26 protein-coding genes, 1 tRNA gene and 1 pseudogene are annotated in these 20,650 nt (G+C 65.5%); 10 read left to right on the top strand and 18 right to left on the bottom strand.

Translation table 11 applies throughout. The features are described from left to right. Window positions 1-3: 3 nt before the first annotated feature. The 6 genes from FHS98_RS10460 to FHS98_RS10435 all read right to left on the bottom strand — a co-directional run bounded on the left by FHS98_RS10460 (window position 4) and on the right by FHS98_RS10435 (window position 5,515). Window positions 4-543: a phage tail protein gene (locus tag FHS98_RS10460; RefSeq protein WP_167104010.1), complete on the bottom strand. Its 540-nt coding sequence runs from the start codon at window positions 541-543 to the stop codon at window positions 4-6. Window positions 544-561: 18 nt separating this feature from the next. Next, window positions 562-1,095, bottom strand: a complete 534-nt coding sequence (locus FHS98_RS10455) for a phage tail protein (protein ID WP_167104007.1) — start codon at window positions 1,093-1,095, stop codon at window positions 562-564. A 24-nt stretch (window positions 1,096-1,119) separates the two neighbouring features. Beyond that, entirely contained in the window at window positions 1,120-1,629 is a 510-nt protein-coding gene (locus tag FHS98_RS10450) for a phage tail protein (protein WP_167104004.1), read from the bottom strand. A 450-nt stretch (window positions 1,630-2,079) separates the two neighbouring features. Beyond that, on the bottom strand, window positions 2,080-3,996 hold the full coding sequence (locus tag FHS98_RS10445; protein WP_167104001.1) for an asparagine synthase-related protein: 1,917 nt from the start codon (window positions 3,994-3,996) through the stop codon (window positions 2,080-2,082). Further along, window positions 3,993-4,283 carry a PqqD family peptide modification chaperone gene (locus FHS98_RS10440; protein ID WP_167103998.1) on the bottom strand — a complete coding sequence of 97 codons (291 nt, stop codon included), beginning with the start codon at window positions 4,281-4,283 and terminating at the stop codon, window positions 3,993-3,995. The genes FHS98_RS10445 and FHS98_RS10440 overlap by 4 nt, the downstream gene beginning before the upstream one ends. 23 nt (window positions 4,284-4,306) lie before the next feature. Next, on the bottom strand, window positions 4,307-5,515 hold the full coding sequence (locus FHS98_RS10435) for a sulfotransferase (protein ID WP_167103995.1): 1,209 nt from the start codon (window positions 5,513-5,515) through the stop codon (window positions 4,307-4,309). 152 nt (window positions 5,516-5,667) lie between these two features. Here FHS98_RS10435 and FHS98_RS10430 point away from each other — a divergent pair, with 152 nt between their 5' ends. After that, complete coding sequence (locus tag FHS98_RS10430; protein WP_208402178.1) at window positions 5,668-6,267, top strand: aspartyl/asparaginyl beta-hydroxylase domain-containing protein; 600 nt, start codon at window positions 5,668-5,670, stop codon at window positions 6,265-6,267. On the opposite strand, the gene FHS98_RS10425 is transcribed toward FHS98_RS10430, so the two are convergent. The 4 genes from FHS98_RS10425 to FHS98_RS10410 form a co-directional block, all read right to left on the bottom strand. Then, window positions 6,222-6,650, bottom strand: a complete 429-nt coding sequence (locus FHS98_RS10425; protein WP_167103989.1) for a lasso peptide biosynthesis B2 protein — start codon at window positions 6,648-6,650, stop codon at window positions 6,222-6,224. The two genes, FHS98_RS10430 and FHS98_RS10425, sit on opposite strands and share 46 nt — an antisense overlap. Before the next feature lie 44 nt (window positions 6,651-6,694). Then, entirely contained in the window at window positions 6,695-7,600 is a 906-nt protein-coding gene (locus tag FHS98_RS10420; RefSeq protein WP_167103986.1) for a sulfotransferase domain-containing protein, read from the bottom strand. Continuing rightward, complete coding sequence (locus tag FHS98_RS10415; protein ID WP_167103983.1) at window positions 7,597-8,520, bottom strand: phosphoenolpyruvate carboxykinase (ATP); 924 nt, start codon at window positions 8,518-8,520, stop codon at window positions 7,597-7,599. The genes FHS98_RS10420 and FHS98_RS10415 overlap by 4 nt, the downstream gene beginning before the upstream one ends. Before the next feature lie 210 nt (window positions 8,521-8,730). Beyond that, window positions 8,731-8,807: transfer RNA gene (locus FHS98_RS10410), tRNA-Arg, on the bottom strand. 82 nt (window positions 8,808-8,889) lie between these two features. Between FHS98_RS10410 and FHS98_RS10405 the strand changes: the two genes are divergently transcribed. Both FHS98_RS10405 and FHS98_RS10400 read left to right on the top strand, forming a co-directional pair. After that, a complete protein-coding gene (locus FHS98_RS10405; RefSeq protein ID WP_167103980.1) occupies window positions 8,890-9,408 on the top strand; it encodes a hypothetical protein in 519 nt (172 codons plus the stop codon). Between the two features lie 94 nt (window positions 9,409-9,502). Next, window positions 9,503-10,663: an acyl-CoA desaturase gene (locus tag FHS98_RS10400; RefSeq protein WP_167103977.1), complete on the top strand. Its 1,161-nt coding sequence runs from the start codon at window positions 9,503-9,505 to the stop codon at window positions 10,661-10,663. Between the two features lie 41 nt (window positions 10,664-10,704). On the opposite strand, the gene FHS98_RS10395 is transcribed toward FHS98_RS10400, so the two are convergent. Continuing rightward, window positions 10,705-11,298: a peptidylprolyl isomerase gene (locus FHS98_RS10395; protein WP_167103974.1), complete on the bottom strand. Its 594-nt coding sequence runs from the start codon at window positions 11,296-11,298 to the stop codon at window positions 10,705-10,707. 92 nt (window positions 11,299-11,390) lie between these two features. Between FHS98_RS10395 and FHS98_RS10390 the strand changes: the two genes are divergently transcribed. From FHS98_RS10390 to FHS98_RS10370, 5 genes and pseudogenes are all read left to right on the top strand, one after another. Beyond that, on the top strand, window positions 11,391-12,407 hold the full coding sequence (locus FHS98_RS10390; protein ID WP_167103971.1) for an adenosine deaminase: 1,017 nt from the start codon (window positions 11,391-11,393) through the stop codon (window positions 12,405-12,407). 13 nt (window positions 12,408-12,420) lie between these two features. Next, entirely contained in the window at window positions 12,421-12,942 is a 522-nt protein-coding gene (locus tag FHS98_RS10385) for a phosphoribosyltransferase (RefSeq protein ID WP_167103968.1), read from the top strand. A gap of 58 nt (window positions 12,943-13,000) precedes the next feature. Beyond that, the gene (locus FHS98_RS10380) at window positions 13,001-14,002 is read left to right on the top strand and encodes a fumarylacetoacetate hydrolase family protein (RefSeq protein WP_167103965.1); all 1,002 of its coding nucleotides are present in this window, start codon (window positions 13,001-13,003) and stop codon (window positions 14,000-14,002) included. 44 nt (window positions 14,003-14,046) lie between these two features. Continuing rightward, window positions 14,047-14,352: pseudogene (locus FHS98_RS10375) on the top strand (4a-hydroxytetrahydrobiopterin dehydratase); the annotation flags it as partial. Then, the gene (locus FHS98_RS10370) at window positions 14,349-15,308 is read left to right on the top strand and encodes an NAD(P)H-dependent flavin oxidoreductase (protein ID WP_167103959.1); all 960 of its coding nucleotides are present in this window, start codon (window positions 14,349-14,351) and stop codon (window positions 15,306-15,308) included. The pseudogene FHS98_RS10375 and the gene FHS98_RS10370, both read left to right, overlap by 4 nt. Before the next feature lie 3 nt (window positions 15,309-15,311). On the opposite strand, the gene FHS98_RS10365 is transcribed toward FHS98_RS10370, so the two are convergent. Further along, window positions 15,312-15,836, bottom strand: a complete 525-nt coding sequence (locus FHS98_RS10365; protein ID WP_243847960.1) for a DUF1465 family protein — start codon at window positions 15,834-15,836, stop codon at window positions 15,312-15,314. A gap of 213 nt (window positions 15,837-16,049) precedes the next feature. Between FHS98_RS10365 and FHS98_RS10360 the strand changes: the two genes are divergently transcribed. Beyond that, complete coding sequence (locus FHS98_RS10360; RefSeq protein WP_167103956.1) at window positions 16,050-16,508, top strand: Hsp20 family protein; 459 nt, start codon at window positions 16,050-16,052, stop codon at window positions 16,506-16,508. 55 nt (window positions 16,509-16,563) lie between these two features. Here the strand turns inward: FHS98_RS10360 and FHS98_RS10355 are convergent, their stop codons facing one another. Next, on the bottom strand, window positions 16,564-16,764 hold the full coding sequence (locus tag FHS98_RS10355) for a YdcH family protein (protein WP_167103953.1): 201 nt from the start codon (window positions 16,762-16,764) through the stop codon (window positions 16,564-16,566). Window positions 16,765-16,992: 228 nt separating this feature from the next. Here FHS98_RS10355 and FHS98_RS10350 point away from each other — a divergent pair, with 228 nt between their 5' ends. Further along, entirely contained in the window at window positions 16,993-17,148 is a 156-nt protein-coding gene (locus tag FHS98_RS10350) for a YdcH family protein (RefSeq protein WP_167103950.1), read from the top strand. Between the two features lie 98 nt (window positions 17,149-17,246). Here the strand turns inward: FHS98_RS10350 and FHS98_RS10345 are convergent, their stop codons facing one another. The 5 genes from FHS98_RS10345 to FHS98_RS10325 all read right to left on the bottom strand — a co-directional run bounded on the left by FHS98_RS10345 (window position 17,247) and on the right by FHS98_RS10325 (window position 20,638). Next, on the bottom strand, window positions 17,247-17,639 hold the full coding sequence (locus FHS98_RS10345) for a PilZ domain-containing protein (protein ID WP_167103947.1): 393 nt from the start codon (window positions 17,637-17,639) through the stop codon (window positions 17,247-17,249). Window positions 17,640-17,748: 109 nt separating this feature from the next. Further along, a complete protein-coding gene (dksA, locus tag FHS98_RS10340; protein WP_167103944.1) occupies window positions 17,749-18,201 on the bottom strand; it encodes an RNA polymerase-binding protein DksA in 453 nt (150 codons plus the stop codon). 631 nt (window positions 18,202-18,832) lie between these two features. Next, window positions 18,833-19,384 carry a hypothetical protein gene (locus FHS98_RS10335; protein ID WP_208402176.1) on the bottom strand — a complete coding sequence of 184 codons (552 nt, stop codon included), beginning with the start codon at window positions 19,382-19,384 and terminating at the stop codon, window positions 18,833-18,835. A gap of 89 nt (window positions 19,385-19,473) precedes the next feature. After that, window positions 19,474-20,082 (bottom strand): preprotein translocase subunit YajC, encoded by a 609-nt coding sequence (locus tag FHS98_RS10330; RefSeq protein WP_167103941.1) that lies wholly within the window; start codon window positions 20,080-20,082, stop codon window positions 19,474-19,476. Window positions 20,083-20,197: 115 nt separating this feature from the next. Next, the gene (locus FHS98_RS10325; protein ID WP_167103938.1) at window positions 20,198-20,638 is read right to left on the bottom strand and encodes a host attachment family protein; all 441 of its coding nucleotides are present in this window, start codon (window positions 20,636-20,638) and stop codon (window positions 20,198-20,200) included. Window positions 20,639-20,650 lie beyond the last annotated feature (12 nt).

The following is a 20,650-nucleotide window of genomic DNA, read 5'->3' as shown; positions in this document are numbered from 1 at the left end:
CGATCAATTTCGCGCCGGAAACACGCCATTCAGGGCGATCACGAAGTTCAGCGCGAGGACCGGCTGCATGTTGTCGTGCGGCTGGGAACCTCCCGTCACGCCGATGACCGTGGGCGCCAGCGTGACCGGCGGCGTCGCGACATCGCTATAGGCTTTCCCTGGCCCGGAGGTGGAGAACATCGCCTGGCTGGCAGGCGCCGCGACATTCTGCGCGGTATTCGGCGGAGATGCGGCACCGCCGTTGAGCGCGTGCGTATGGCTCGGCATTTGGTCGTCGGTCAGCGTGACTGTCGCGCTCCCCGATTGCTCGCCGATGGTACGCGGCGTGAGCGACGGCCCATTGCCCCAGCCCATCGGCGCCGTCCCCTGAAGGTTGGGCAGCGCGAACGTGGTCTGGCCGTTGCCGCCATAGGTCGTGCCGAGGATGGCGAACAATGCCGAATTCTGGCTGATCGACAGCAACTGGCCATTGCAGAACGCAAAATCTCGCGGGGGGAAGTTGAACCCGACGATCTTGATCTCGCCGATGAACGGAGTGGCCATGTTCCATGCCTCCTGAGATTAGTTCCGGCTCGGGAAGATGCCCGCGAGCGCGATGATGAAGCTGACGCACAGGGAAGGCATGATGTTGGGATGCGGTTGGCTTCCTCCATCGGTTGCGATGCTGCTCGCCGCCATGGCTGCGGGCGCGATGCCGCTCGTGCCCGGCACCACATAGAATTCCGCCGCTCCCTGCGGTGTGGCAGGGACATTATTGGCAGGCCCCGGCTGGCTCCCGGCGTCGGGGCTCGCCATTGCAGCATGGTTATGCTGCGGAATTTGCGTCACGAGCAGGGTGACGTTCTCCGTTCCCGCCTTTTCCCCTATGGTGCGAGACGTCAGGCCGTTGCCCTGCCCCTGATGGATCGGCACGCGGCCCCGCATATCGGGCAAAGCGAAGGTGGTGGTGCCATCGCCGCCATAGATGGTTCCGAGCAGCGCATAGAGCGTGGAATACTGCGCGATGCTCAACAGGCGCCCATCACAAAGAGCCCAGCCGCGGGGAGCGAAATTCCCCCCGAACATGCGAACCTCGCCGAGATACTGATCGGACATGCAATCCTCCTGACCTTTGCCGGCTCAGTTGCGCGAAGGGAAAACGCCGTTCAGCGCGATGCAGTAATTCATCACCAGATAGGGCTGCATATTCTCGTGCGGCTGGCTTCCTCCCGTCAGCCCGATGGTTTGCGGGCTGATGGCGATGAGGTTCGTGCTGGCCGCATAGAAATCCGCGACGGTCGACGTATCATTGGCGAAACTGCCCCCATTGGGAGCCCGACTGTCGGCCGTCGTCGAGGTGCCCCGGAGGAGATGCATGTGCCTCGGCATGGTCTGCACCGTCAGCGTCACCGCCTCCTCTCCCACCGGGGCGCCCTGCGGCAAGGTCGAAGAGAAATGCATGGGCGTGCGACTGCGCAGATCAGGCAAGGCAAAATTGACCGTGCCGTTCCCTCCATAGGTGGTTCCCAGCAGGGAAAAGAGCGCCTGATTCTGGGCGATCGGCAAAATCTGCCCATTGCAGAGCGCATAGCCTCTCGGTGCGAAAGGAAATCCGAAAAGCTTGATCTCACCAACAAAAGGCTGTGACATGGCACCCCCTTACGCGGCAGGGAAACCTCCGCTCAAATACCGTAAACTGGCATCAAAAAGTCACCCGCCATAAACGACGGAATGGCACCATAGACTAAAGGCGAATCCATCGAATCTTTCGATCGAACATCAGGTATATATTTTACGGAGATCCTTGGAATCATAGCCCAAGAATGAACCGATATGATTGCATATCAGCGGAAATTCTGCCATCGATCCTCTCCATAAGCGGGCTGGAGGGATGCGTGAGCTTCAATTCCACTGAAACTCCGGGAAGGCACACGACTGTGTCGCCGCTTGCCGAAACAGGCGATGCGCAACGGACACGCAAGCCTTGGTCGACTCCCACTGTCATCCGATCCGAGCTTTCACAGACAGCCGCGCATGTGACGCGCTTCACGGACGGCAGCCACGCCGGCATCAGCTACGGCTCCTGATCCCGCGCCCACGCTAGGCATTACTTGCTTCGAACCAGGCGACGAACCGCGCGCAGATCAGCGCACGGATCGCAAAGCTGAGCCGCGCATGATCGCGCATCTTCTCTTCGCGCGTGCCGGCCAGCATCTTTTCCAGCGTTCCGAAATCGAGATAGCGCGAGAGTCGCCCGCCCCGATCCAGTGAACGCGCTTCGGCCAGCGCGTCAGGTGCCGAGGCCATGGCCATTCGATACATGTCGGGATCGAGGGAATCGTTGCCGGGGCCGCTCGCCAGCAGCCGTTCGGGCAGGCAATCGCGAAAGGCCTCACGGGCGAGATACCGCTCCAGCCCGTTACGGAAGTGGAGCGCCTCCGGCAAGGCCAGCGCAAACTCCACAACCCGCTTGTCATGGTAAGGGCGCGAGAAATCCAGCCCCCTTGCCGCCGCCAGCAGTGACTGGACCGGTTCCGCCGCCGCATTGGAGGCAAGGAACTCCCGCCAACGCGCCTCCCACCGGGTGCGGGCATGGCCGGCGCGACGCAGGCGGGATGGATCGATCTCTCCCCGCCTGAAGAGGGATCGCGCGAAATCGCGATCCACCGGCTTCGTCTTCCAGAGCGGCCGGAATCCATTCCGGCCTGAATGCAGCGCCCCGATAAGGGGCAAGGGGATCAAGGCCAGCAAGACGTCGTCGCGCCAGATTTGAACTCGGGAGCGGCCGGTCGCGCGGCGCCGCGCGCGATATTCACGGACGAACCGCCCGATATGCCCGCGCCGCAGGATGCGGCCCAGCATGGCGCCCGCCCGGACGTTGATCGTGTAGTCGCCGCCCATGCCATCCAGCACCAGTCGCACGCCGGAGGACGCCACCCGGTCGAACAATTCCCGACGAACATAGGATGTGCCGCCCATATCGTCGCTCTGGGCAAAGGCGGTTTCGATGTGGGAGAAGGCGGTTTCGTCACGACGGACGAAATAACGCACGTCCATATAGGGAAAGGCGCTGAATGCCTCCACGGCGGCGCGGGCATCGCGTGTGGCACGCCGCTCGCCTTTCGCCAGCACCGAGGAGACGGCCACGATCCTCCGCCCCTGCGCCGCGACGATCGGCCCCGCCATCGCCGCGACGATGCCGCTGTCGAAGCCGCCGCTGAACAGCAGGCCCGGCGCATGGATCAGCCGCCTGACACGACAACCGACCACCTCTTCCATGAGACGCCGATAGGTCTCGATATAATACTGCTCGTCCTGCTCCAGGTGCTGGGGCGCGGGCTGCATCTCCCAATAACGGCGACGGTGCAGAGCCCCCTGCCCATCGAGCTGCGCCGTCTCGCCACCCGGCAGGATGGCGATACCGTCGTACAGCGTCACGCCCGGCACATGATCGACGGCCTGGAGAAGCCGTCGGCCGATCTCCCTCTCCAGCAATCGCCGCGGCACGCCTTCCACCGCCCACAAGGCCTTGGGCTCGCTCGCGAAGGCGAGGAAGCCGTCGCCATGATGATAGTATAGCCCGCGCTGCCCCATATGGTCCCGCGCGAGCAGCAGGCTGCGGGTGCGCCGGTTCCAGACGGCGAAGGCGAAGTCGCCCAGCAGATGCTCGGCGCACGCCTCTCCCCAATGCCGATAGGCCGCCAGGAGAAGCGCACTGTCGGACATCTCCGCCAGCACCTCCGGCGCGATGCCGATCCGCTGGGCCAGATCTTCCCGATTGTCGATCCGCGCATCCGCGACCAGTTCCACATCCATGGCGGGATCGTGCAGCGGCTGCGCCTCGAAGACGTCCTCCCGATGGACGCGCATCAAGGCATGGCCGAGCCCCGCGGAACCGTGAACCGAGATGCGCCGGCCGTCCCGCCCGCGGTGCGCGAGCGTATTGCCCATCCGCTCGATCTCCCGCGGCGAGACGGGCCGGCCATCCCAGCGCACCACCCCGAATATGCCGCTCATGCGCGGGACAATGCCGGATCGGCGGACGGCACCGGATCGATCGCGCCGTTCTCCGCCAGTTCCTCCAGAAAGGAACGGACCTCCTTCTCGCAAACCTCCCGGTCGACCTCGAACTCCGTCTCGAGCTGGCGGCAGATCGGCTCGAACAGCCCCAGCTCGTCGACCAGCTCCCAAATTCGCGCGCCGGTTTCGCTGAGCCCCAGATAAAGGCCCTTCTCCATGCTCATCATCAGGATTTCGGGGCCGACCCTCGCGGCGAGCCAGTCGCCTCTCTTGCTGACGATCATGTCCGCTCCTCCCCTGGCGCCGTTCATGCCGACGCAAATTCTTCCGTGATGGCCGCCCCCGAGACGGCCTCCAGATGGCGATGGACGTCGCCGAGGACGGCCTCCGCCGCCGATCGGAGAGCGGGGCCGGCTTCCGCCTGCTTGCTCGTCTCGTCGCGTTCGAAGGCCGTGCGGGGCATTTTCGCGTTCCGTTGCGCTGCCATGGCCATCGCCCGGAGCATTCCGTCGTCCGGCGCGATGCCGAAATGCGGCAGGATGCGCGTCTCGACGGCCCGTGGCAGTTCCCGATAGTTGACGAAGAGCCCCCGCCCCAGCGGGCGATGCGTCAGCGCCGCCTCGCAGATGCGGGCAAGCACATGGGCGACATAGGTCTCCACCGCCATCCGCTCGCCGCCGGCGATGCCGTAGAGGTCGCCCATGGCGCCGGGCACCGTCTGAAAGCCGCGCATCCGCATATGCGATACGAGCACCTCGACGGGGTCACGATAGAGGAACAGCCACGGCGTGTCGGGAAAGGCCCGGCGAAACAGCGGGAGGGCCAACGTATGCCAGCTATCGAGCTTGACGAAATAGCGGCGGCGCCGCGCATCCGGCCCCTGCCCCAGCGCGCCCACCATCGCCCTGAGCAACGCGACCCGCTCGTCCATCGAGGCGTCGCGCCGGCCATGGGCGAGCTGGACCACCGCATCCAGCGGCGGCGCCTCGGAAAGAACGAGATGCCGTTCGTCGGCCGCCAGCATCTGGGCCACAAGCGTCGAGCCGCACCGGGACATATGGAATATGAAACCATCGGGAGCGACATCCGGCCGACCACCCCCATTCGACACGAGATCCGCCAGAGCGGTCCGGTGTCGCAGCAGCATGTTGATCGGCCTCTGCCGAGCCCGCCTCAGCGAGTCCTCGAAGAAGGGCTCGATCAGGGGACGCCCCCCGAAATGGACCCAGTCGACGGCCAGCGCCTCCCCACTCGACACGACGGCCCCCGGCAACCAATGCCCGGCCGGCCGGCCGGATGCCCTCGGTGGCCGATCATCGAAGCGATCCAGCCCAAGCGGGTCCGGCTTCAGGGCGGCGCGGATCTCATCCGGTGTGAGCGCCAGCCCCGCCTTATCGGCGCACCAAGCGGCAGCGACGGCGAAATCTTCCACATCCTCGATCGCCGCCAGATGCCGCTCCAGTTCGATGTCGGACGAGATGCTCGCTCGCAAGCGATCCAGCGCTGGGGGTGTCATGACCTCGCCCCGATCCGTCATCCGACACATCCCGATCTGTTCCGGGCGACGCCCTTCCAGTAAACCGAGCGATGATGATCGACCATTTAGGGATCGGAAGCACCCTCATGCCGGACATATTGCGTCAGACTGAGGCCATCTTTCCCGACCGGATGCGCCTTCCCTTCGCGTTCGATGCCGCTCGTCTGCGATCGGACCTGCAACGGCTGGAGCACCATCCCTGGATCGATCACCTCGTGCGGCAGAACTATGAAGGCGAGTGGAGCGTCATCCCGTTGCGCATGGCCGCCGGGGCAACGCATCCCGTCATGATGATCTATGCCGATCCCGGCGCTACGCGTTTCGAGGATGCTCCTCCGCTTGGCCATGCGCCCTATCTCCGGGAGGTGCTCGCCTGCTTCCGATGCCCCTTGCAGACGGCGCGGCTGATGCGCCTGACGCCGGGATCGATCATTCGGGAGCATCGCGATCACGATCTCGCCGCCGAATGGGGAATGGCGCGCATCCACATACCGATCGCGACGAACGACAAGGTCGACTTCCGCCTCAATGGCCACCCCGTGACGATGGCCCCCGGTGAGGCCTGGTATCTTCGCCTGTCGGACCCTCACAGCGTCGCCAATCGCGGGGTGACGGATCGCGTCCATCTCGTGATCGACTGCGTGGTCGACGACTGGCTTCGCCACCAGCTCGCCTCGTCATCCGATCAGACGAGACACCCCAATTCTGTCAGCGCCGGATCAAGCGGATAGCCGATGACCGGCACTCCGGCCGCATCCAGCCAGGCGTGCGCGTCGAGCCGCGTCTCTCCCTGCTTCACCGCGCCGAAATGGAGAACGCTCGCGATGCCTCGCCGTCCGAGCATCGCACGGGCTGCCATCGCCTGCTGAAGACAGACCGCCCGGAATGGCACCAGCGACGCCACCCGACCGACGGCCCAGCCGATCGCCGCAGCGGTCATGGCCTGATCGGGTTGCCCTCCCGATCGGCACCGGGACACCCTTCGATCCGTTGGCGAGACGAAGACGCCCAGCCTTCGCGTGATCCGATCGATCGGCACCAGCGCGATCCAGACGCGCGCGCCAAGAAGGCTCCATGCGGCCTCCAGCAATAGCCGGCGACGCTCCGGTGTCATGCACCTCAACGTCCGCAACTTCCGTATGAATGTGCCGGGCGGCATCATCCGGCCGCAACCTTCACGGTCTGGGCGCGAGGATAGCCGAGCCTGTCCATCATTCCGGCATGATCCTCCTCGATCCGGGCGACCTGCGTGACGCTCAACTCCTGCTGCCACGCCGCGACCTGACCGCGCCGGAAGAAAGGGGCGCTGCGGCCCACCGGAGCTTCCCGGAAGCCGCTCCGCAATTCCTGTGCTCGCAGGAGCGTGAAGCTCGCGAACTCCACCGCGCGCTCCATCGCCCCGAAGTCCAGGGCCACGCCGGCAAAGGCCAGCGCCCCGGCAAAGATCCCCAGCGTATCCGTATGCAGATCCTCATAGCGGACGAGATGCACCGGTATCTCGTCCTGATCGAGCCACGATCGGTTGAACCCGCTCCAACCGGGAAGCCGCTGGCGAAGCTGGCTATGCTGTCGATCGGCACGCCCGCAGAACATGCCTTCGGGATCGGCCATGAACCGGATGCTCTGATCGATCGTCTGGCCGCCATGATTGGCCAGCGACGGCGCGACATCGCGCGGATCGCGCACGATCAGGATAGCGCCCTTCACGCCCGGACCGGCACCGAGCAACGGCACGCCGTCCGTCGTATAGGTCCATGCGTCATGCGTCTTGATGAAGAGCGGCTGTCCGGGCGGAGCCTCATCGTCGATATTGGCGGAAAGCCAATCTCGTCCCGCCATCGCCTCATAAAGCCCCGGACGGAGCCGATCGCATTCCTCATGCGTCAGCAGGCCGGAGGGAAACAGCATCATATTGTCGAACCGCGCGCGCGCGCTGGCTATTCCACCCCGTTCGGGAAGCGCGTTGATATCGACCGGAGCCTCGGCCCGAAGATTGGCCAGCAGCAGGCGAAACCATGTGTTGCCCGATTTCGGATAAGAGGCGAGCCAGATCCCTCCGCTCAAGCGACCGGCTCCATCATGCCGAGTTCCTCCCAATGGGCCTGGAGGTTCTCGATCAAAGCCGGCATCCGGCCGAAGCCGAGTTCGCGGGTGAAGGTGAAGATGCCGGCCTGCTGCGCGATCGCCGCCGCCGCCTGGAAATAGAGCCCCTCCTGCCCCATCCGGCGAACCATTGCCGGCCTGTAGGCATTGCTGCGGATCAACAGCGCGCCGTCGACGATATTCGATCGAACGATGCCCGGCGGCTCGGGCGGCCGTGCCTCACGCAACATATAGACCGCGGCGATCGGCAGGGGCTGACGGGCCGCCGAAGGGGGATCGACATAGAATTTCTGAAGCTGCCGTCGTACAGGCTCCGCCATTCGCCCGCCGAGCGCGAGATGGTCGATGGCGTTGCGCCACAGCTTGAGCTGCCGCACGTCGGGGCACACGATGGCCGGCCCCGATGGAGGCAGCGAGACACCGCAAAAATCGTCCGCCAGAAGATCATGGCCATGATTGGCAAGCGCCGCCGCCAGCGTCGATTTGCCCGCACCGGAGGGACCGCAGAACAGCACCGCGCCATTCCCCACACGGACGGCGCTGGCATGAAGGAGTATCTGTCGCCGTTGGTGGAGCAGGATGCCCATGCCGGTTCCGCTCAGGAAGACGGTGGCGTCATCGGCCATCACACCCGCGTCGATCTCGTAGCGGAGTTCCCGGCCTTTGGTGAGAAGCATCCGAACGATGCCGGGCACCGCGATGAGAAAGCGATCCTTCGCCAGTTCCCAGTTCGGTCCGCAGGCGTCCGCATTCTGCAATTCGGAGGGGACGCCCCCGCGCCGAATGCGGATGTCCGGTTCCTCCTGCGGGCCGCAGGGAACCAGGCCGCCAAGGCGCAGGTCGCTTTCCACCGACAGGCCGGAGACGACATAATGAAACATGCGACCCCCGATCACCGGACAGGCCGGATAACGATCCCCGTTCCGATCCCGACCTTGGCCGACGATAGCGCGGCCCGCGGAAAATTCGGTCGCGGATAGCCCCGTTCATGGGGCAACTCCGAGGTTTTTTGGGGAGCGCGATCGCTTCGACGCATGTGCAAGCGCCCGATGAACGCCATCGGCTACAGGCTTGCGGGATATAATGGAAATTGGCGCGCCCGGAACGATTCGAACGTCCGACCCTCAGATTCGTAGTCTGATGCTCTATCCAGCTGAGCTACGGGCGCGCTGCGAGGCGGGTCTCTATAAGGGGTTTCGCGAACGTGCAACCCCATTGCGACAAGAAATCCGCGCCCCTAGACCAAAACCATGTCCAGCCCCTCCAAGCTCCGCGCGCGCATCGGCGCGATCCTGCCTCTCCTGCTGACATTGGCCGCATGTACCGGCCCGGAATCCGGCTATCCGTCGCTGGCGCCCCGGCCGATCGAATCCATGTCGCTCGCCGAACCCATGCGCCCGGCAGCCGCACCGCCTGTCGCCGATCCATCGGCGCTGGCGCGCTACGCTCCGGTCCTCAAGCAGGCGCACGCCGATGATGCGACCTTCCGCGAGACCCTGAAGCAGGAGCGCGAAACGCTCGAACGCGGCCGGAACGCGCCGCGCGGCAGCGATGCATGGACCGCCGCGCAGACGTCCCTCTCCCGGGTCGAGGCCGCGCGAGCCCCCGTCGCGCGGGCGCTCTCCGATCTCGACGCCGCGCGCAGCAGCACTCCCACCGAGGAGAATACCGGCCAGGCCGTGGCCGCGAGCCAGGCGTTCGAGCAGGTGCAGGCTCTCGACAAGGCCGAGACGGAAGCGCTCTCGAGCCTCATGCCGCCCGGACAGTAAATCGCTGCGAACACCCGCGGATGCGGAAGGCTCGCAGGCTCTCCGCAAAAGGCATGGGGTTTGTTCATCCAGGATGCGCTATGGGGCCGCCGCGATGAATCGATACCCCCTCCCCAAAGCCCGCGATGACCACGACATCATCTACCCCTCCGCCATCCCCTTCCTCCTGATCCATCTGGCCTGCTTCGCCGCGTTCTGGACGGGCATCAGCACCAGCGCGCTGTGGCTGTGCTTCGGGCTGTATTGGCTGCGGATGTTCGGAGTGACGGCGGGCTATCACCGCTATTTCTCGCATCGCACCTATACGACGAGCCGGGCCTTCCAGTTCCTGCTCGCCCTGATCGCGCAGAGCACCTTCCAGAAGAGCGTCCTCTGGTGGGCCGCGAAACATCGGCATCACCATCTCCACTCCGACACCGAAGAAGACGTCCACTCCCCGCGTCTGACCGGCTTCGTCTACAGCCATCTCGGCTGGGTCTTCGCACGGCAGCACGATACCGCCGATCTCGGCGTGGTGCCGGACCTCGCCAAATATCCCGAGCTGCGCTGGCTCCATCGCCACGAATGGGTGCCTGGCATCGCCCTCGGGACGCTGTGCTGGCTTGTGGCGGGCTGGTCGGGCCTCATCGTCGGGTTCGTGTGGAGTACCGTGCTCGTCTATCACGCGACCTTTTGCATCAACTCGCTCGCGCATGTCCGCGGCACGCAGCGCTATGTGACCGGCGACGATTCCCGCAACAACCCGATCCTCGCCATCCTCACCATGGGCGAGGGCTGGCACAACAACCACCACGCCTTCCAGAGCAGCGCCCGGCAAGGCTTCCGCTGGTGGGAGATGGACCTGACCTTCTACATCCTGCGCGCGCTGAGCGTCGTGCGGGTCGTCGGCGGACTGAAGCCTCCCCCCATCGCCGTGATCCGCAACGAGCAGCGGCTCGGTGCCAAGATCATCGGCCGTTCCGCGACGCGGCTGGCCGAGCGCTACAATCCCGAGCGGATCGCCCACTCGCTGCGATCGGTGCTGCCGGACTATGAGCTGGCGGCGCTGCTCGAAGCGCTCGAACATACGCAGGAGCGGGTCGCCGCGCGCTGGGCGGAGGTCGCCTCGCATATGCCCAGCCGGGAAGACATGCTGGTCGAAGCGCGCAAGCTCTTCGCCAAGACGCCCTCGATGGAGGAGATCGTCGATCGCGCGCATCGCCTCGTGCTGCACGCCGTCGGCAGGCAGCTCAGCGCCAACGCCGCGACGGCCTGACGACGACGGCAGGGGGCCGGCGCTTCGCCCCCTGCCCCGCCTCAAGGAAGGCGGCGTGCGGTCAATATCCTGATCGGGTGGAGCATCGACTGGCCCACCGTCAGCTTGGACCAGCCGCCCTTGAAAGTGGGCCGCGCCAGCATCCTGCGGACCAGCGGCATCCCGCTCACCACATGGCCGAAAGCCGCATAGCCGGGGTCTTTCTTGCTGGCATCGAGATAGGTGCCGTCGCCGACCACGATGAAGAAATCCCCCATCGCCGTTCCCGGCTCGTCGCGCGCCATGGAAACGGTGCCGTCGAGGTGATGGATGCCCGTCCTGCTGGTCGGTTCATGGGCGATCGGCTTCAGCGAATGGCCCATGGAATTGTTGATTCCGCCTTCGACGAAACCTTCCTTCGTGTTGGGCGTGCCGCGCGCGGCCCTATAGAAGCTCGTATTGTCGAACAGCTTCCGGTCCACATAAGCGAGGAAGTTGTTGGAGGTGATCGGCGCGCGCTTCATCTCCAGCGCGATCACGATCGGCCCCTCCGTCGTCTCGATCTTCACCCGGACGGGCGGCGTTGGACGGGGCGCGGCCGCGACCGGGAACGCCACGGCCAACGCGAGGAGCGGAATGAGGGATCGACGAATCATGGGGACCGGAATGTCGCCACGCCCTTCTCCGCCGCAAGCGAAAATGAGGCCGAACGGCTCGCGCGATGCGCTGCGGTGCGGTAAACGGGTGCATGACCATCGCGCTCGCCGATTTCGCCGCCAGCCTGCCCAAGGCCGAACTCCACCTCCACATCGAAGGATCGCTCGAGCCCGAGCTGATGTTCGCGCTGGCCGAGCGCAACAAGGTGGCGATCCCCTTCGCCTCGGTGGAGGAGGTGCGCGCCGCCTATCGGTTCAGCCGCCTCCAGGATTTCCTCGATATCTATTATCAGGGTGCGCAGGTGCTCCGCGAGGAAGAGGATTTCCGCGACCTCGCGGTTGCCTATTTCGATCGCGCGGCGGCCGATAACGTCGTCCACGCCGAGATCTTCTTCGATCCGCAGACGCACACCGATCGCGGCATCCCGTTCCAGACCGTGCTGAACGGCCTGCACGCCGGCATGGTGGAAGCCGAGAAGAAGCACGGCCTCACCTCCAAGCTCATCCTCTGCTTCCTGCGCCACCTCGACGAAAAAGCCGCCCTCGACACGCTCAAGGCCGCCGAGCCCTTCCTGGACCGTATCGCCGGCGTCGGCCTCGACTCCTCGGAACTGGGCCACCCGCCCGAGAAGTTTGCCCGCGTCTTCGCGGCGGCGGGTGCGATGGGGCTGAAGCGCGTCGCCCATGCCGGTGAGGAAGGCCCGCCGGACTATGTCCATCAGGCGCTCGATATCCTCGAGATCGACCGGCTCGACCATGGCAATCGCGCGCTGGAAGACGGGTTCCTCACCACCCGCCTTGCCCGCGAGGCGATGACGCTGACCGTTTGCCCGCTATCCAACCTCAAGCTCTGTGTGGTCGATCATATCGACGCTCATCCGATGAAGCGGATGCTCGACGCGGGCCTGCGCGCGACGGTGAACTCCGACGATCCCGCCTATTTCGGCGGTTATGTGAACGACAATGTCCGCGCGCTGGCCGGCACCGGACAGCTCAGCCGCGAGGATTTCGTGACGCTGGCGCGCAACAGCTTCCTCGGCTCTTTCCTGCCCGACGAAGCGATCGCTCGTCACCTCTCGGCGCTCGCCGCCCACGTCACCACCGCCTGAAAGGACAGAGCCGATGTCGCAACCGACCCTGACCTACATTCCCCACGAGGATTTCCTCGCGGCGATCCGCACGCTGGCGGCACAGGTGGAGAAGAGTGGCTGGCGGCCAAGCTTCATCATCGGCGTGGGGCGCGGCGGGCTGGTGCCGAGCACCTTCCTCAGCCACGCGACCGGCTGGCCGATGCTCTCGGTCGATTATTCGGCGCAGGTGCCCGGCTTCTCCGACGAGCCCCTCGCCCGCCTCAGCCAGATGGCGGCGAATGGCGAGCGGCTGCTGTTCGTCGACGACATCAACGACACGGGGCGGACCATCCGCCATCTGCGCGAACTGCTCGCCGTGGCATCCCCGCCGGAGGACGGCATCCGCTTCGCCGTGATGATCGACAATATCCGTTCGATGGAGAAGGTCGACTATCAGTCGCAGATCATCGACCGGGCCGTGACCAAGGACTGGTTTGTCTTCCCGTGGGAAGCGATCTCCAGCCACAGCACGATCCTGACCGACGCCGCCGCCGTGCCCGAACGGACCGCCTAATCCGGTTGCCCGAGACCGTCCTCGCAGGCAGAAGGGCGGGAATGGATAAGGAGAGGGCATGAAGCTCGCATCGCTCAAAGCCGGCCGGGATGGCCGCCTCGTCGTCGTCTCGGACAATCTCGCCTGGTATGCCGACGCCACCCACATCGCGCCGACGCTTCAGGCCGCGCTGGATGATTGGGATCATGCCGGCCCCGCGCTCGCCAATCTCGCGACTGACCTCGCGCATGAGGTGATCCCCATGCAGCGCTTCCACGAGCATGAGGCCGCTGCCCCGCTGCCCCGCGCCTATCAGTGGGCGGACGGCTCGGCCTATGTGAACCATGTCGAGCTGGTGCGGCGCGCGCGCGGCGCGGAGATGCCGGAAAGCTTCTGGACCGATCCGCTGATGTATCAGGGCGGCTCGGATGGCTTCCTCGGCGCCCGCGACGCGATCCCGCTCGCCGATCCCGCCTGGGGCTGCGATCTGGAGGCCGAGATCGCCGTCATCGTGGGCGACGTGCCGCAGGGCGCGACCCGCGAGCAGGCGCTGGAGGCGATCCGCCTCATCTGCCTGGTCAACGACGTGTCGCTGCGCAACCTCATCCCGAACGAGTTGGCCAAAGGCTTCGGCTTCTTCCAGTCCAAGCCTTCCTCCGCCCTGTCGCCCGTCGCGGTGACGCCGGATGCGCTGGGCGATGCGTGGAAGGACGGCAAGCTTCACCTGCCGCTGCTCGTGTCGCTCAACGGCGCCCCTTTCGGCAAGGCGGATGCCGGCGTCGACATGACCTTCGATTTCGGCCAGCTCATCGCCCACGCCGCCAAGACGCGCGCGCTTTCGGCCGGCACGGTGATCGGCTCCGGCACCGTCTCCAATCGCGGCGAAGGCAATTCGCCCGGCAAGCCGATCGCGGAAGGCGGCCTCGGCTATAGCTGCATCGCGGAGATCCGCACCGTCGAGACGATCCTGCGCGGCCAGCCGGAAACGCCTTTCCTCCAGCATGGCGACACCATCCGCATCGAGATGAAGGACGCGCACGGCCACAGCATCTTCGGCGCGATCGAACAGACCGTCGACTGACCCGCTTATCCCAGCTAGATTGACGCAAACGTCAAGGAGTCGACGATATGGTCAAGAGGCTGGGAGAGGCCGAGCGGGCGGAGTTGCTGCCGACGCTTGGTGGATGGGAGCATGAGCCGAAGCGCGACGGCATCACCAAGCGCTTCGTCTTCGCAGACTTCGTGGCGGCGTTCGGGTTCATGACCCGCGTCGCCCTGCTCGCCGAGAAGGCGGATCATCATCCCGAATGGTCCAATGTGTGGAACCGGGTCGACATCCTGCTGACCACGCATGATGCCGACGGCCTGTCGATGCGCGACATCGAACTGGCCCGCGCGATCGACAAGGCGGCGGAAGGAGCGCGCGCATGAGCCTGCCGCCGATCTTCGACCGCCTCCGCCTGCCGGTGATCGCCTCGCCGATGTTCATCGTCTCCGGGCCGGAACTGGTGATCGCCCAGTGCAAGGCCGGCATCGTCGGCTCCTTCCCGGCGCTGAACGCCCGTCCGCAGAGCCAGCTCGACGAGTGGCTGCACCGGATCGAGGAGGAACTGGCCGCCTGGGATCGCGATCATCCCGACACGCCCTCCGCGCCCTATGCGGTGAACCAGATCGTCCACCGCAGCAATCCGCGACTGGAGGAGGATCTCGCCACCTGCGCCAGCCGCAAGGTGCCGATCATCATCACCTCGCTCGGCGCGCGCGAGGACTTGAATACCGCCGTCCATGGCTGGGGCGGCGTGACGCTCCACGACATCATCGACGACCGCTTCGCCCGCAAGGCGATCGAAAAGGGCGCGACCGGCCTGATCGCCGTCGCGAGCGGCGCGGGCGGCCATGCGGGGCGCCTTTCCCCCTTCGCGCTGGTGCAGGAAATCCGCGAGTGGTTCGAAGGCCCGCTGGTCCTCTCGGGCGCGATCGCCAACGGCCATTCGATCCTCGCCGCGCAGGCGATGGGGGCGGATCTCGCCTATATCGGCTCGCCCTTCATCGCGACCAGCGAGGCTCACGCGGCCGAAAGCTACAAGCAGGGCATCGTCGAGGGCCGGGCGGCGGATATCGTCTACACCGATCTCTTCACGGGCGTGCATGGCAATTATCTGCGCGCCTCGATCGTCGCGGCGGGGCTCGACCCCGATCATCTGCCGACGAGCGATCCGAGCAAGATGGACTTCGGCGGCGGCGCGGCCAAGGCCTGGCGCGACATCTGGGGTTCGGGCCAGGGCATCGGCGCGGTCCATGCCGTCGAGCCCGTGGCGGAGCGCGTCTCGCGGCTGGCGATGGAATATCGGGCGGCGCAGGCCGAACTGAAGGCGAAGAGCCTCTGAGGATCAGGCGGCGGGCGCAGCGTGGTGGATCATCTGCCCGCCACCCAGCGCGCCCGCCAGCCGCGACGATCCGAACGCCCGCTCCAATTGCCCCATCAGGCTCAGCACCGGGCTTTCCGGTGTCGCGGTGCGGCGGATACCGCTGTCAAGTCGGAGCACGCGAGCGTACAGATCTTCGGTCGCGGCGATGATCTGCTGCGCCGGCCTCGGCAGCGCTTCTATCGCGGCAGGATCGCTTTCGGGAACATGGCCCAGCTTCCGTTCGGGCGCGGAGGCCTGTTCCGCGCCGATCTCCCCGCTGGCGAGCGCGCGGCGGACAAGGAGCCACGCGATCACATGCATCAGCCGCGTCGTCACGCGCAGCGACTCGCAGGAGAAGCCGACGCGCAGCAGCGGCGGAAGATCGTCCCGATCGGCCCGACCGGCGGCATCGAAATAGCCGCGCGCTTCGTCCGCCAGAAGCATCGCCTCGACATAGAGCGAATCGACCAGCCGCCGGCTGATCCCGTCTTGAAGAGCAATAATCATGGCGTGGGTGTGCCATAGCATTTGCCCGCAAAATACGCTCGTGACGGAAGCGAAACCGCGGGACCGTCCCACACCAGAACACCCACTTGAAAGAGTGATGGCGCTATCCATCTTGGGTAGGTCGAGGCGCCGCCATCCGGGGTGCCGCGACGGGCCTGGCGGATAGTCCGCGGGCTTTATCGTCGTTCATTCGCCCAAGGAGGGTCTGAACCTATGCGTACGCTTGATTTCGCGCCCCTGTTGCGCTCGTCCATCGGCTTCGAAAATCTCAATCGCCTCGTCGATTTCGCCACACGCGGCGAAGGCGATGCCTACCCGCCCTACAATATCGAGAAGCTGGCCGAGGACAGTTACCGCATCTCCATGGCCGTCGCCGGCTTCTCGCGCGATGAACTGGAGCTGACGGTGCAGGACAATGTGCTGATCGTGATCGGCAAGGCCGAGCCCAAGGCTGGCGAAGCCGAGCGCGAGTTCCTCCATCGCGGTATCGCGAAGCGCGCTTTCGAGCGCCGCTTCCAGCTCGCCGACACCATCAAGGTCACGGGCGCCGGCTATGTCGACGGCCTGCTCAACATCGAGTTGAAGCGCGAAGTGCCTGAGCACAAGAAGCCGCGCCGGATCGCGATCGACGGCCAGGCGACCGATGGCACCGAAAGCCTCATTACGGCCTGATCGCCGCTCATACGAAAGAGGCCGGTCCGATCCGTCGGGCCGGCCTTTTTTCGTATCAGGCGATGATATCGGGGATCAGCGTATCCCCCAGCACGGAAATCTCGTCCTTGATGCGGAGCTTGCGCTTCTTGAGACGCGCGATCTGGAGCTGATCGGGTTGCGGCAGATCGCCCAGCGCCTGAATGGCGGCATCGAGATCACGATGCTCCGTGCGCAGCAGGGCGAGCCTGCGGCTGATCTCCTCCTCGGCATCCATCCCGACTGTCCCCGTACCGGTCGACTCCCGTCGACGCGGGTGGTCTCGTTCCAGCGATGCTCCCTTGGCTGGCTCGCTGCAAGCCCGGAATCCGCCTGCGCGGTCACCGCCCACGGATCGTCGCATTTGTGAAACCCGTTTGCCGCTTTCGCTCTTTGTTCACGCGACAGCCCGGCGATTTGGTGATTTAGTGGAGGATGCTGACACTAGCTAGCGAGGAGGTATCGAATGGCCGATCCACATTCCAGCGCTTTGCTGTCCCGTCACGCGGGACTGGACGCTCGAATTGCTGACGAAGAACGGCGACCCGCTCCCGATCAGGGCATGATTGCCAGCCTCAAGAAACAGAAACTGAAGATCAAGGAAGCCCTCGCGGGGCTTTGAACCGCACGCGGTCCGCCGGTGTCGAAAGGACACCGCGGGCCGCCCGAAATCCCATATTGTCAATGCATCGGCAACGGGCACCGCGCGGCGTCGCCGCTTCAGCGAGCCTTCAGGCCGGGACGGCGATAATCCAGCGTCGTCGGCCGGAACAGATCCTCATCCGCCTTCGCCGCACGAGGCTTGCGTGCCAGGGTCTTGTCGATCGGATGATCGAACGCCACGCCGATGCGGCCGGACTCGGCCCAGGCCACCGCCCCGCGCACGAGCCCCACACCCTCAAGCATGATTTCGACTCGCGCCGCCTGCCGGAAGTCCTCCGGCGCATCCGCCATCAGACCACCGGACGAGACGTTGCGGACCCGCACATTATGGCCCTCGCCGGCCTGGCCTTCATGTTTGAGACGGGCGAAGACGAACAGGCTGTCCCGTTCGTCACGACGCTGCGAGTCCGTGCCACCTTGCGGTGTATCGCTACCCAAAGCTTCTTTCACCTCTGCTCAACCCTGCAAACGCCCTAACGATCTGGCCATACTAGCAAAATCGAGCCGCCGCGACCAAAGCCTAATTCGGCCGCCAGTCCCTCATCGGCACCGATCCGGCTCAGTCGTCGCGCGAAATCTTCTCGTTACGTTCGTGCCGCTCCTGCGCTTCCACCGTCATCGTGGCGATCGGGCGGGCTTCGAGGCGCGCCAGCGAGATCGGTTCCCCCGACACCTCGCAATAGCCATATTCGCCTTCGTCGATCCGCCGAAGCGCCGCATCGATCTTGGAGATCAGCTTGCGTTGCCGGTCGCGGGTACGCAGTTCGATCGACCAGTCCGTCTCGCTCGATGCGCGATCGGTGATGTCGGGCTCGCGCAGCGAATCGGTCTGAAGCTGCGCGAGCGTTTCCTTCGCCTCGCGCAGGATGGAATCCTTCCATGCGAGCAGCTTGCGCCGAAAATAGATTGTCTGCCTAGGCCCCATGAAGGGCTCGTCGGAAGCAGGACGATAGTCCTCTGGAAGCGTGTCGGCTTCCTGCTCTGCCCCCACGGTATCAACCGCCGTCGCCATGCAACTCTCCGCTCCTCTGCGGAGCCTGCGATCAGGCTGTTGGACGCCCTCACGCGAGATGCTCCTGTCCCCGGGCCGCCCTATAGCCAGCCGCGAAACCGCATACAAGCGCCGCCTTGTGCAAACCGAGGCGCCGCAAGACCAGAAAACCCACGGCGCTGCAACGCCGTCACAGTCCTTTCAGATCCAAATGCGTGTCTTTCCTGACGCAAAACGGGACATTAACCAGGCGACGTCTAATCACCTCCCTTCCCATTCCTCGTTGAACAGGCGAGGAGGGATCGGAAACATGCGCTCACAGGGTTTTGTAGCGCTTCGGCAAGCGAGCGGATGGCGCAACCGGCCGTAACGGCCTGGAGTTCGGCGACATCCGCCAAGCAGGGGGCGAGAGGGAAGCGATGTCTGTTAGAATGGCGGTCGCGAAATTATGCGCCTGCGCCTGTGGCGGCGCGGCCATCGGCGGTGGCGCCGTTCACTATGCGGAGCATCCGCGACCGGCGCATCATCGCGTGGCGCCCAAGCCCGTACACCGCGTCGCAGCCGCTCCGGCGCGCAAGGTGGTAACCACCACCACGACCTGCACGCCCGGCACGATCACGCTGGCTCGCGCCCCTGAAGCGGCGCCTCCGGCTTATGCGGGCGGGGCGGTCGCTCCTGCGGCGACCACGACCGGGGGCAGCTCGGGCGGCTTCATCGGCGGCCCCGGCTTCTTCGGCGGCGGCTTCTTCGGCGGAAGCACCGGCAGCGGCGGCTTCCTCGTTTCCACGACATCATCGAGCAGCGGAGGATCGACCTCCACCTCGAGCGGCGGCTCCTCCACCTCCACGGGCGGATCGTCCACCTCCACGTCAACGGGTGGCTCCTCCACGTCGACATCGACGGGCGGCTCCTCCACCTCCACCTCGACGGGCGGGATCACGAGCACGACGACTTCGTCCAGTTCCACGGGCTCCTCGACGTCGAGTTCCACCTCCTCGTCGACTTCGTCTTCGACCTCCTCCTCGTCGTCGACCAGCTCCAGCACGTCGGGGTCGAGCAGCACCAGTTCCTCGACGAGCGGCGGCTCGACCACCACGACCACCACCGGCGGCCCGCCGACCGACGTGCCGGCTCCGCCGATGCTCGTGCTGTTCGGCGGTGCCGCGGCGGCGCTTGTCGCCCGACGCGCCGTCGCGCGGCGCAAGAACCGCGAATAACCACAGGCGATCAGACATAAGAAAAGGGCCGCGACGCATCAGCGCGTCGCGGCCCTTATTCCTTTCGGGCAGGCGCTTAGTGCAAGCCGCCCGCCCCACCACCGCTGGCGCCGGCCGCCGCACTGAGCTGCTGCGCGGTCATCGCGATGCGGAGGCCGCCATTGCTGCCCGCGCCGAAAGCCGTGACCGGGAGGCGGACCTTGCCGCCGCTGGCAAGCTCCACCGTGGCGAACTGGGCATCGACCGTCGCGATCGTGCCGACCGCGCCGCCCTGCATATCGGCGACCGCCGCGCCCTGCGTGACGTCAGGCTTGGCCGCGGCCGCCTGAGGTGCCGGCGCCGCCTGCGCGACCGCCGCGTCGATCTGGGCCGCCGTCATCGCGATCACCGGGCCGTTCGGCCCCAGGGCGAAGCTGGTCTTGGGCAGGCGCACCTTGCTCTTGCTCGTCGCGAGCACGACGAAATCGCCATCGATGCTCTCGATCGTGCCAACCGTGCCGCCCGACGTATCGAGCACCTTGGCACCCGTCTCAAGAGCGCTCGGCGTCGTCGCCGGAGCGGTGGCCGCGGGAGGCGTCGAACCGGCAGCCGCGCCGGCGGACGGAGCCGTTGTCTGGGCGAATGCCAGAGACGGCAACATCACCGTGGCAGCCCCCAGCATCAACCCCGTCTTCGTGAACTTCATCGTCTAACCCTCCATGGATTTCATCCAAACTGGAGCATCAACACATTCAAACGCCCGATGAGGGAACCTCTGAGAGACGAACCGAGACTGAGAAACGACGAGACGTAAAATCACGTCAATCCAGCGCCGTCAGAACCTTCTCGATCTCTCCAACGGGGCTTCCCGTCATATCCTTGCCGACCTCCCGGAGAATCCTGTTCTCCACATCACGATGATAATGCTTGCGGAGCTGCCCCAGCGTCTTGGGCGGCGCCATCACGATCAGATCCGAAAACTCGCCGGATTGCACGCCTCGGGACAATATCTCCGCCGTATCCGCCGCGAAGCGCAGCCCCTCGATCTCATGCGCGTCCGCCGATGGAAAGGCCCCTCCCCCGGCGTTGGGCGCAAAGGAGCGGCCGGGCGAATCGGTCACCATCTCGCGGGTCTTGCTCGCGGCTTCCTCGACAGCGCTCATGACGGTGAGATTCAGCGCCTCGGCATCTCCCCCGTTGCGCAGGAGGAGGCGTTTGCGGCCGTCGGCGACGAGAATGACGCTGTTGCGGGGGACGCGCATGGCATTTCTCCG

The organism is Sphingomonas oligoaromativorans, from assembly GCF_011762195.1.
Lineage (GTDB): Bacteria > Pseudomonadota > Alphaproteobacteria > Sphingomonadales > Sphingomonadaceae > Solisphingomonas > Solisphingomonas oligoaromativorans.
The sequence above is the reverse complement of the archived record's forward strand: the minus strand, read 5'-3'. Positions and strand labels throughout refer to the sequence as shown.

What these genes read in the sequence shown, in the direction of transcription:
- FHS98_RS10440 (WP_167103998.1), bottom strand. Translation starts at nt 4,283, where the DNA reads ATGATCGTCAGCAAGAGAGGCGACTGGCTCGCCGCGAGGGTCGGCCCC.
- FHS98_RS10370 (WP_167103959.1), top strand. Translation starts at nt 14,349, where the DNA reads ATGAGCCTGCCGCCGATCTTCGACCGCCTCCGCCTGCCGGTGATCGCC.
- FHS98_RS10395 (WP_167103974.1), bottom strand. Translation starts at nt 11,298, where the DNA reads ATGATTCGTCGATCCCTCATTCCGCTCCTCGCGTTGGCCGTGGCGTTC.
- FHS98_RS10405 (WP_167103980.1), top strand. Translation starts at nt 8,890, where the DNA reads ATGTCCAGCCCCTCCAAGCTCCGCGCGCGCATCGGCGCGATCCTGCCT.
- FHS98_RS10445 (WP_167104001.1), bottom strand. Translation starts at nt 3,996, where the DNA reads ATGAGCGGCATATTCGGGGTGGTGCGCTGGGATGGCCGGCCCGTCTCG.
- FHS98_RS10330 (WP_167103941.1), bottom strand. Translation starts at nt 20,082, where the DNA reads ATGAAGTTCACGAAGACGGGGTTGATGCTGGGGGCTGCCACGGTGATG.
- FHS98_RS10385 (WP_167103968.1), top strand. Translation starts at nt 12,421, where the DNA reads ATGTCGCAACCGACCCTGACCTACATTCCCCACGAGGATTTCCTCGCG.
- FHS98_RS10415 (WP_167103983.1), bottom strand. Translation starts at nt 8,520, where the DNA reads ATGTTTCATTATGTCGTCTCCGGCCTGTCGGTGGAAAGCGACCTGCGC.
- FHS98_RS10355 (WP_167103953.1), bottom strand. Translation starts at nt 16,764, where the DNA reads ATGGATGCCGAGGAGGAGATCAGCCGCAGGCTCGCCCTGCTGCGCACG.
- FHS98_RS10435 (WP_167103995.1), bottom strand. Translation starts at nt 5,515, where the DNA reads ATGACACCCCCAGCGCTGGATCGCTTGCGAGCGAGCATCTCGTCCGAC.
- FHS98_RS10390 (WP_167103971.1), top strand. Translation starts at nt 11,391, where the DNA reads ATGACCATCGCGCTCGCCGATTTCGCCGCCAGCCTGCCCAAGGCCGAA.
- FHS98_RS10350 (WP_167103950.1), top strand. Translation starts at nt 16,993, where the DNA reads ATGGCCGATCCACATTCCAGCGCTTTGCTGTCCCGTCACGCGGGACTG.
- dksA (WP_167103944.1), bottom strand. Translation starts at nt 18,201, where the DNA reads ATGGCGACGGCGGTTGATACCGTGGGGGCAGAGCAGGAAGCCGACACG.
- FHS98_RS10450 (WP_167104004.1), bottom strand. Translation starts at nt 1,629, where the DNA reads ATGTCACAGCCTTTTGTTGGTGAGATCAAGCTTTTCGGATTTCCTTTC.
- FHS98_RS10380 (WP_167103965.1), top strand. Translation starts at nt 13,001, where the DNA reads ATGAAGCTCGCATCGCTCAAAGCCGGCCGGGATGGCCGCCTCGTCGTC.
- FHS98_RS10325 (WP_167103938.1), bottom strand. Translation starts at nt 20,638, where the DNA reads ATGCGCGTCCCCCGCAACAGCGTCATTCTCGTCGCCGACGGCCGCAAA.
- FHS98_RS10455 (WP_167104007.1), bottom strand. Translation starts at nt 1,095, where the DNA reads ATGTCCGATCAGTATCTCGGCGAGGTTCGCATGTTCGGGGGGAATTTC.
- FHS98_RS10460 (WP_167104010.1), bottom strand. Translation starts at nt 543, where the DNA reads ATGGCCACTCCGTTCATCGGCGAGATCAAGATCGTCGGGTTCAACTTC.
- FHS98_RS10425 (WP_167103989.1), bottom strand. Translation starts at nt 6,650, where the DNA reads ATGACACCGGAGCGTCGCCGGCTATTGCTGGAGGCCGCATGGAGCCTT.
- FHS98_RS10360 (WP_167103956.1), top strand. Translation starts at nt 16,050, where the DNA reads ATGCGTACGCTTGATTTCGCGCCCCTGTTGCGCTCGTCCATCGGCTTC.
- FHS98_RS10400 (WP_167103977.1), top strand. Translation starts at nt 9,503, where the DNA reads ATGAATCGATACCCCCTCCCCAAAGCCCGCGATGACCACGACATCATC.
- FHS98_RS10365 (WP_243847960.1), bottom strand. Translation starts at nt 15,836, where the DNA reads ATGATTATTGCTCTTCAAGACGGGATCAGCCGGCGGCTGGTCGATTCG.
- FHS98_RS10430 (WP_208402178.1), top strand. Translation starts at nt 5,668, where the DNA reads ATGCGCCTTCCCTTCGCGTTCGATGCCGCTCGTCTGCGATCGGACCTG.